Below are 333 nucleotides of genomic sequence, written 5' to 3'. Positions count from 1 at the left end.
AAGGAAGAAGCCGCGAATGTGGTTTCCGAGGCGAAGTCCAGCGCGCAGGACCTTTTGAGCCAGGCGAAGTCGGGACTTACCAGCCAGGCAGGGACACAGCAGCAGAAGGCTGCCGAAGGAATCCGCACCATTTCCAGCCAGCTGCAGAGCATGGCTGACGCCCCGGACCAGCAGGGCATGGCCAGCGACCTGATCCGCCAGGCCGCGCAGCGCAGTGAATCGGTAGCGTCGTGGCTTGAGAACAAGCAGCCGGGTGACCTGCTTGGTGAAGTGCAGCGGTTCGCCCGCAACAAGCCGGGAACCTTCCTGCTGCTCGCCGCCGGTGCTGGTGTC

1 pseudogene is annotated in these 333 nt (G+C 64.3%); it reads left to right on the top strand.

The window, feature by feature from the left end:
* Nucleotides 1-333 (top strand): annotated as a pseudogene (locus tag FDW81_RS17975) (hypothetical protein); the annotation flags it as partial.

Origin of the sequence: Pseudarthrobacter sp. NamB4, from assembly GCF_005796185.1 — a bacterium.
In the GTDB taxonomy this organism is placed as follows: Bacteria; Actinomycetota; Actinomycetes; order Actinomycetales; family Micrococcaceae; genus Arthrobacter.
The sequence above is the reverse complement of the archived record's forward strand: the minus strand, read 5'-3'. Positions and strand labels throughout refer to the sequence as shown.